At 56.7% G+C, this 8,411-nt stretch carries 4 protein-coding genes and 2 pseudogenes; all 6 read left to right on the top strand.

The features are described 5' to 3' along the window. Nucleotides 1-143 (top strand): annotated as a pseudogene (locus tag ACEWL3_RS20365) (IS110 family transposase); the annotation flags it as partial. Between the two features lie 158 nt (nt 144-301). Then, a pseudogene (locus ACEWL3_RS20360) lies at nt 302-967 on the top strand (tyrosine-type recombinase/integrase). A 373-nt stretch (nt 968-1,340) separates the two neighbouring features. Continuing rightward, nucleotides 1,341-2,435: an efflux RND transporter periplasmic adaptor subunit gene (locus ACEWL3_RS20355; protein WP_386185419.1), complete on the top strand. Its 1,095-nt coding sequence runs from the start codon at nt 1,341-1,343 to the stop codon at nt 2,433-2,435. A 3-nt stretch (nt 2,436-2,438) separates the two neighbouring features. Next, complete coding sequence (locus tag ACEWL3_RS20350) at nt 2,439-5,471, top strand: efflux RND transporter permease subunit (RefSeq protein WP_386185421.1); 3,033 nt, start codon at nt 2,439-2,441, stop codon at nt 5,469-5,471. Then, the gene (locus tag ACEWL3_RS20345; protein WP_386185423.1) at nt 5,468-5,896 is read left to right on the top strand and encodes an ion channel; all 429 of its coding nucleotides are present in this window, start codon (nt 5,468-5,470) and stop codon (nt 5,894-5,896) included. The genes ACEWL3_RS20350 and ACEWL3_RS20345 overlap by 4 nt, the downstream gene beginning before the upstream one ends. Nucleotides 5,897-6,738: 842 nt before the next feature. Then, the gene (locus tag ACEWL3_RS20340; RefSeq protein WP_386185425.1) at nt 6,739-7,971 is read left to right on the top strand and encodes an adenylate/guanylate cyclase domain-containing protein; all 1,233 of its coding nucleotides are present in this window, start codon (nt 6,739-6,741) and stop codon (nt 7,969-7,971) included. The last annotated feature ends 440 nt before the right edge of the window (nt 7,972-8,411 follow it).

Here is an 8,411-nt window from a genome sequence, read left to right as displayed (position 1 = left end):
TCCCGCAATTTACGTGAAGCCTTTCAACAAGGGGGCAGAAGAACGACTACAATGATGCCGAAGCGATTGCGGAAGCTGCGCTGCGTCCCAATCTCAAAACGGTTTCCGAGAAGACACAGGAGCAGTTGGACTTGCAGGCGTTACAGCCGGCACATACATCTGGGCTCGTAGCGGCCTTACGCACCGGTAGAAATACCGCATTCAAAGCGCGTCTGAGAACGGCCATTCAACCCAATGCCATGTTCTGGTCGTCAGCGCTGTGCTGACGTCTGGGCATGGAGGGAGGATTGGAGGGCATGTTATGCCAAGAGTACAACTTCCAGCAGTGACCCCGAAGCGCAAAGCATGGAACAAAGGTCGGATCATCGGTCAGAAAAGACCGTTGCTTCCCAAACAAGTATGGGCCATCCGCGCAAGGCTCGAACTAGCAGGTTTTCTTCGTGATCTGGCGCTGTTTAACGTTGCGATTGATAGCAGGCTGGGTGGCTGCGATCTGGTCAAACTCACCGTGATCGATTTGGTCAAAGATGATCGCGTTCGTTAACCGGTTTCGGTGATCCAGAGCAAGACCAAGAAGCCGGTTCAGTTCGAACTTACTGAAAACACACGTGATACTGTCATCGCTTTGGTAAAATCACCTCAGATGATCGGGTGCCGCTTTATGTTCCCGAGCCGCTTACATGACAACCCGCATATCTCAACCCGGCAATATGGTCGGCTCGTTCGTGATTGGGTGACAGCGATTGGTCTGGAACCCAGCGGATATGGCACACACTTGCTGCGCCGAACTAAAGCCGCGGAGATTTACCGCAAAACGGGCAACCTTCGCGCCGTGCAACTTCTACTTGGCCATACAAAGATCGATAGCACCGTGCGCTATTTAGGCGTTGAATTGGAAGATGCGTTAAGCATGGCTGAACGAAGTTGGCGGACGGTCCTACCGTTCGCCAATTTACAACAGACGTAGGATCATGTAGCGGCGAAAACGAAGAGCGAGCCAAGTGCAGGATGCTGCACTCTGCATGGATGACCAAAACGCGCGCATAATTGCCACTGCCAGACAAGGGCGGCGAAGGTTGCCGACCCCTTCGTTCGTTTTCCCTGGCGGTTGCAGGTCGATTGAAACTGGCAGAGACCATCAACTTCCCGCCACTGACGTGTCAATGCACGCAGTTTACCCGGGCAAGCGCGAAGAATGCCCTATAGTCGTTCAAGAAAGCTGAAGACATGTCTCGCAACTTGCACGTCAATTGCGCTGAGCAACTATCACGGCGGAGTTCCTTGGGCGATTCCAATCGTGCTATTATTAATGGCGAATCAGGACCTGAGGGAGACTTGTCGTGAAACCGCTGTTCACCCTGCTCTTCCTTTTCGTGACCTTGGCAGCGTGTCGTGAAGAGGACGTCTCTGACGAGGAACCGGTGCGGGGCCTGAAGGCCCACCTTGTCACAGCAACACCGGATTTTGCGACGCGGCGGTTTCCTGCAGTACTGGAACCATCCGAGATCACCGCTTTGTCCTTTGAGATCGCAGGTGCCCTTGGGGCGCTGAACCTTGCCGTGGGGCAGCGCGTTCAAGAGAACGAGACGGTTGCTTCGCTTAATCCCACCACATTGGAATTGCAGGTTGCCTCTGCTCAGGCGGCTGTTGATCAAGCTCGGTCAAGTGCTCAGAACGCAGCAGAGACACTGCAACGCCAGCAAGCGCTTTTGCAAAGCGGCACGGTGACCCGGGTGACGGTCGATCAGGCACAGGTGCAGGCCGATGCCGCCACGGCCCAATTGGTGCAGGCTGAAAAGTCGCTGGAAACGGCACAAGAGAACCTGAGCAAAGCCGACCTGGTCGCGCCGTTCGCGGGCATTATCAGCTCTGTTGAGGCCAGTTCTTTTTCCACGGTTGGGGCGGGCAGCCCTGTCGCGACTATGTACCGCGACGACAGTTTCGAAGTATCGTTTTCCGTCAATTTTGACACTGTGGGGCAACTGGTCGTTGGCACGCCCGCACAGGTGCGGCTGGCCGACCAGCCCGATGTCGTCTTGCCAGCTCAAGTGTCCGAAATTGGGGCGCGCGCCGATGCGGTTTCGAGCTTTCCAATTATTCTGAGCCTGAGCGTGACGCATCCAATCATCAAGGCCGGCATGGCCGTAGAGGCCGCCATCAACCTTCCCAAATCTCAGGCAGATGGGTTTGCCATTCCCCTGAATGCTATCATCCGTGACGGGCATGCCGCAGGCGGTGGCGATGGCATGATGAGCGTTTTCGTCTTCGATCCCGATACATCGCGCGTCACGCGCCGCGACGTGGCCGTCGGGGGCATTCGCGAGAACGCGGTGATCGTTCTGGAGGGTTTGGAGGAAGGCGACCGCATAGCCTCGGCCGGGGTGTCCTTTTTGAAAGACGGTCAGGAGGTGCGCCTTTTGACCGGGGCCGAGTAAGACATGGACCTGCTGACCCGCTTCGGAATCGAGAAATCCCGTTTGACCCTTCTTGCAATGATTGGTCTGCTGTTGATCGGGACGCTGGCCTACATCGCCCTGCCCAAACGAGAAAACCCCGCTATCACCGTCCGCACCGTGATCGTCGCCGCCAAGTTTGACGGGATGGACCCCGAGCGGGTCGAAGACCTGATAGCCATCCCATTGGAACGGGCCGCGCGCGAAATCAGCGGAGTCGACGAAGTCTCAACACTGATCACAACGGGGTCTGCCCAGCTGAATGTGGTGGTCGCGGATTGGGTTCCGTCAGCGGATCTGGATCAGGTCTTCAACGACATTCGAACGCGCATGGAACAGGCCGCCCCGCAACTGCCTGACGGGACACGCGGCCCCTTCGTAAACTCCAATTACGGGGACGTGGCAGTCGCAACCATCGCCGTTACCGGCGAAGGCTTTACCATGGCAGAGATCACCAGCTCTGCCGAAGATTTGCAATCGGGGCTATACGCCGTTGACGGCATCACCAAAGTCACACTGTCGGGCAATCAGGATGAACGCGTTTGGCTGGAAGTCGATGCGCGACGCCTTGCTGCAGTGGGCGTGCAAATTCCAGAACTGCTGCAAGACCTGCGCGATCAGAATGTCATCCTGCCCGCAGGCCAGATCGATGCGGCAGGCACGATGATCCTGCTGGAGGCCAACGGAAATCTCGACACGATCGAGGATGTCGGCAATGTCCTGACCCAACTGCCGTCCGGGGATATCGTTCGGCTGCGCGATCTGCTTTCACCCCGCAGAGGATATGTCGATCCAGCTGAACAACCGGTCAATTTCAACGGGCAACCGGCTGTGCTGGTCAGTGTGGAGATGTCCGACGACCGTGATATTCAGAAACTCGGCCGCTCCCTTCGAGCCGAGATCACGCGGCTCGAAACCTTTCAGCCAATTGGCGTCAGTTTCAGTATTTCGACGTTTCAGGAAACCAATGTCACGCAGTCGATCAATGGCGCATTGTTGAACGTGGGCCAGACCTTTGCCGTTGTCCTTCTGGTGATGCTGCTGTTTCTGGGCCTGCGCCCGGCCTTCATCATTGCCAGCATCGTTCCCTTTACCGTCACCTTTGCGTTGCTTGGCATGACGCAATGGGGCATCGACCTTGAACAGATTTCGATCGCCGCCGTAATCATATCTCTTGGGCTGCTGGTGGATAACGGGCTGGTTGTGGTTGAGGATATTGACGCGCGCATTCGTGGCGGTGCCGCACCGCGAGAGGCGGCGATAGCGGCAGGCGGACAGTTCTTCGTGCCTTTGGCTGTCGCTTCAATCACCACCGTATCTGCATTTCTTCCTATGATGATCCTCGAGGGCACGACGGGCGAGTTTGCCTTTTCGATGGGTGCGGTCGTGGCGCTGATGCTGGTGGGATCCTGGCTGACGGCGCACTACATCCTGCCTTTTGTAGCGGCATCCACGTTAAGGCCCAAGGCCAAAAAGGAAACGGGAGAGAGCCATCTGTCGTCGATCTACGGCACCCTGATCCGCAAGCTTTTGCCATTTGGCCTGCCAGTCATTGTCGTCAGCTATGGCCTTGTCGTGCTTGGCATCATGCAATTCGGCTCGCTGAAGTCCGAAATGTTCCCGCTGTCCGAACGCGCGGAATTCCTCATCTACCTAGACCTTCAAAAGGGCAGCGCCTTGTCCGCGACACGGGACGAAGCATTGGCGGTCGAGGCATGGTTGCGCGACCCGCAGGAAAACCCGGAAGTCGACAGCACCACAGTATTTGTGGGCCACGGCGGACCGCGCTTTTATCTCGCGCTTGCCCCCGCTGATGCGTCCCCGTCCAGCGCGTTTCTGGTGGTCAACACGCAAGATTTTGAAGGTGCCGTTGTTGCCGCTGATCGCGCCCGCCGCTACCTGCAACAGAACGTGCCTGCCGTTCGCGCACGCGTCACCCGGTTGTCGATGGGCGGTAGCGAAAGCGGGATCGTCGAGATCGAGGTTACCGGGCCGGACGCAGATGTGTTACTGAATGCTGCGAGCCGCCTTGAAGCAGGGTTCTCTGTGGTGCCTGGCCTCGTCCTCAACCAGAACGACTGGGGCAACAAAACGATCAAGGTCGGCATCGAAATTCTGCAGGAAAAGGCGCGCGAGTTGGGCGTGACCTCGAAGGACATCTCAAATGTGATGGAGGCCTATTTTTCGGGAACAGCCGTTTCCGTCCTGCGCGACGGCGACGACCAGATCCCGATAGTCGTGCGCGCCGAAGGGGCCTTTCGTGACAGTCTGGAAGACTTGCAGAACCTATCGATCCCGACGGAACGCGGGCTCGCCTCGCTTGATCAGGTCGCACGATTTGCGCCCCGCTTGGAGCTGTCGCAAATCAGACGCGAAAATCAGGTGCGCAAGATCACCGTCAGCGCCAAAAGCGCGTTCCTGTCGGCGGCAGAGATTGAGCAGAACATTCAACCCACGCTCGATGCGCTGAACCTCGGGCCGGATTACGGCGTCAAGATCGCCGGAGAGAGCGCGGAGTCGGCAGAGACCAATGAAAAGCTGATCGCGGGGATGCCCTATGCGCTTATCGTGATGATCCTTGCGCTGACATTCCAGTTCAATTCGCTGCGCCGGGTCGCGTTGACTTTCATGACCATCCCGCTGATCCTGATCGGCGCACCGCTGGCGCTGGGTGTGACCGGTCAGCCGTTATCGTTCTTTGCGATCCTCGGGCTGATCTCGCTGATGGGAATTATCATCAACAACGCAATTGTGCTGATTGATCAGATCGACATTGAACGCGAGGCGCTGCCGCTCGACGAGGCTATTGTTGCCGCATCGAAAAAGCGGCTGAGCCCGGTCCTGCTCACCTCCGTGACAACCGTGGCGGGACTTGCCCCCATGGCGCTGGTGGGCGGCGCATTGTTCGAACCGATGGCAACACTGATGATCGGCGGGCTGTTGCTGGCGTCCCCCCTGACGCTGGTCTTTGTACCCCCGGTTTACCGGATGTTGTTTGCACGGATGGCCAAGGTATGAATGTCGTCCTGCAGATTGCCATGGGCAGTGGGCTGCTGATCCTGTGCGGCGTGCTGCATGTCGCACTGGCCGCCCACCTGATTGCCTTTCTCAGGCTCAGTCGGCCATTTGAGCAGCCATCGGCGCAACAGGGATTCTTCCGGCTTCCGGTAGCAATCCTCTTGGCTTTCGTTCTGTCGCACACGCTGCATGTCTATCTTTGGGCGACCACCGTTTGGGCGGTTGGCGCGCTGCCCGGATACGAGGCACCGATCTATTTTGCGCTCGTGACCTACACGACCCTTGGCTACGGCGATGTCACACTGGACCCGGCTTTCCGAATTTTCGGCGCGATGGCATCCGTGACAGGTATCTTGATGTTCGGGATGACCACGGCATTCCTCGTGGGCGTTTTCGCCCGCGCGCTTGGGGCAGGACAGCGATGATCTGGCGGCAGCGAACGCCCGTGTGCCGCACGATTGCCCCCCGTGCTGCGCTCGCATGTCTGGCGTTGTGTCTTTTGGCAGCGTGGAAAATCCGTCGGTTTCCGCGGACGGCGTGGATCAGCCAACGCAACCTAAGTGCGTCAGTTCGCGTGCGCTTTTGATCGGAAAAATCGCCGCGCCATTCTCCGCATCCGATGATTGTCATACGATCACGGAGTGGAGGATTCGACCATTCGCGAAGTTGCAGGGAAAGGCAATAATGTCCGCTCCACGGTGGTCGATCCCGGTTGCAGCGAAAGGGCGGTTTGAATTTCGCGCCTCAGACTGGCTTTCAATGGCCGGTCTGACGACATCGGCCGCAACGCAGCGATAAGAGCGCCGCACCTGCTTGGGGATGCTGCGTCAGCGAAGGCGGGGAAACGAATGTCGGTTGTGTCCGCATCTTCCCAGCTCACTGATCGCGCAGCGAATGGTATAAATCCCCGTGACCGGCCAATCATGCGGAATACTGCTGAGAGACCGAACGTCTGCTTCGCTAAAGGCATTCTCCCCCCGATTGACAAAAGTACTATCGCCGAACCTAGCTACCTTTGCCCAGCGGCGAGCGCCAGCGCATATCAGGCCGGGCGCTTTTGGAAAAACTCTTCTGATACAGCCAGAAACGATTTCCGTATTCGAGTTTGTCCAGCTTCGAGAAAATTCGGAGCCATTTTCCTTTGAATACTTTGTGTATCAAGCATTGTGGTTTTAAACCTCGGCCCCAAACCGCATAAGGTTTTTGCAATGGCTGATATCTCCCTATACTTGGCGTAATTTACTTGGGTTGGGCTGGCTGAACAGCGATGAAAGAAGACAAATCAATCAAAGAGATCAGCAACTGGTTGTTGCGAATGGGCCTTGAAGGAACCCCTCAGGACCAGATCCTAGATGGGTACTGCAACCGGCTTGTGTTGGCTGGCATTCCGGTACAGAGGGTACATGTGGCACAACGGGCTTATCACCCGCAGTTTGGCGGAATTGGGTTTGATTGGGTCAGAGACCGCGAAGTCATACGCGAAGCCTACGCGCGCGGTCAGACCCCTCTGGCGCGATGGGTGCAAAGCCCGCTCTATCATTTGATGTCGCAGGATCGGGTCGACATGCGGGAGCGACTTACAGACGCACCGCGGCCACATCGATTTCCGTTTCTGGACGAGTTGCGCGACAGAGGGGCGACAGACTACTATGCGATGAAGTTGGCGTTCGCTAAATTACCCGAACATTTGGGGGTCGATCCCGACAACCCTCCGGAAGGTTTTGTCATTTCGTGGACCAGTGATGCGGACAATGGGTTTTCAGAAGCAAATCTGCAGATATTTAGGGAACTTCAGATGGTGCTCGGGTTGGCTCTTAAATCCGCCTCCAACAGACAGATGGCAAGCGATCTGTTATCGACCTATATGGGGGCCGACGCGGGTGAGCGGGTGTTGTCAGGAGATATCCAGCGCGGTTCGGTTGAAAAAACACATGCAGTCATCTGGTACTTCGATTTGCGCGGATTCACGCAGCTATCTGAACGCGAAGAAGGTGCCAAGGTGATCGGTATGCTGAATGCATATTTCGGTGAAGTCGTCGACGTCGTTGAAGCGCAGGGCGGAAATGTGCTGAAATTTATGGGCGATGGCCTGCTGGCAATATTTAATGCTGATACAGACGCAGAATTCGAGGCGGTCAATCGTGCAATCGAAGGTGCCTTTGAAGTAGACGACAGGCTAAAGACGCTGTCAAAGGTTCGCAAAGCGCAAGATGAACCCGTGACAGACTACACGCTAGCCTTGCATCTTGGGGACGTGCTTTACGGCAACATTGGCGGGGCGGCGCGGCTGGATTTCACGGTCATCGGTGCTGCTGTCAATGCCACTGCACGAATGCTCGGCATGTGCGGTCCGACCGGGCAGAAAATTATCTTGTCGGCGGCAGTTGCACATGGAGTCAACGAACGCAATTCTCAAGTTATTTCGCTTGGCCGCTACATGCTACGCGGGATGGCTAAGCCACAGGAGCTTTTTACGCTGTACTTGGCCGAGGATGAATGAAAACCGAGAATGGCGTCTATGCGGATGCCGATGTGTAGACGATGCGCTGACCCATGCTCTTTGCCCCTGCGGCTGCCTTGGCTAGTCTTCCAAATTCCAAGCCGGGACGCCCGTGGAAGCAAAGTTACCGTCAGACATTGGAGCTAATCGCTAGAACCACCCAGCCTGCCGCAGCGAATTTTCGAAGGACCGACCAACGGGGATGTGCGTTCCGTCTTTTGCGATTATGGTCAACATAGGAAAGGGTGAAATACGAAATCGCTCCGACAAAAGGTGAGCGATGTCCCTGCCGGGACGAATGGCGGTGATGAGATCGACCGATTTTGTGCGAAGGGACACCAATCCCAAACGCGGTTTCAACATTGATCCATTAACGCTTTCTTGCGCCATCATGCAGAGGTGGAACACCTACTGCGAAGAGAACACTGGAACCGGCAGGA

It is taken from the genome of Sulfitobacter sediminivivens (assembly GCF_042611115.2).
GTDB classification, from domain to species: domain Bacteria; phylum Pseudomonadota; class Alphaproteobacteria; order Rhodobacterales; family Rhodobacteraceae; genus Sulfitobacter; species Sulfitobacter sediminivivens.
The sequence above is the reverse complement of the archived record's forward strand: the minus strand, read 5'-3'. Positions and strand labels throughout refer to the sequence as shown.

Coding starts and splice junctions, on each gene's coding strand:
- ACEWL3_RS20340 (WP_386185425.1), top strand. CDS start 6,739: ATGAAAGAAGACAAATCAATCAAAGAGATCAGCAACTGGTTGTTGCGA.
- ACEWL3_RS20345 (WP_386185423.1), top strand. CDS start 5,468: ATGAATGTCGTCCTGCAGATTGCCATGGGCAGTGGGCTGCTGATCCTG.
- ACEWL3_RS20350 (WP_386185421.1), top strand. CDS start 2,439: ATGGACCTGCTGACCCGCTTCGGAATCGAGAAATCCCGTTTGACCCTT.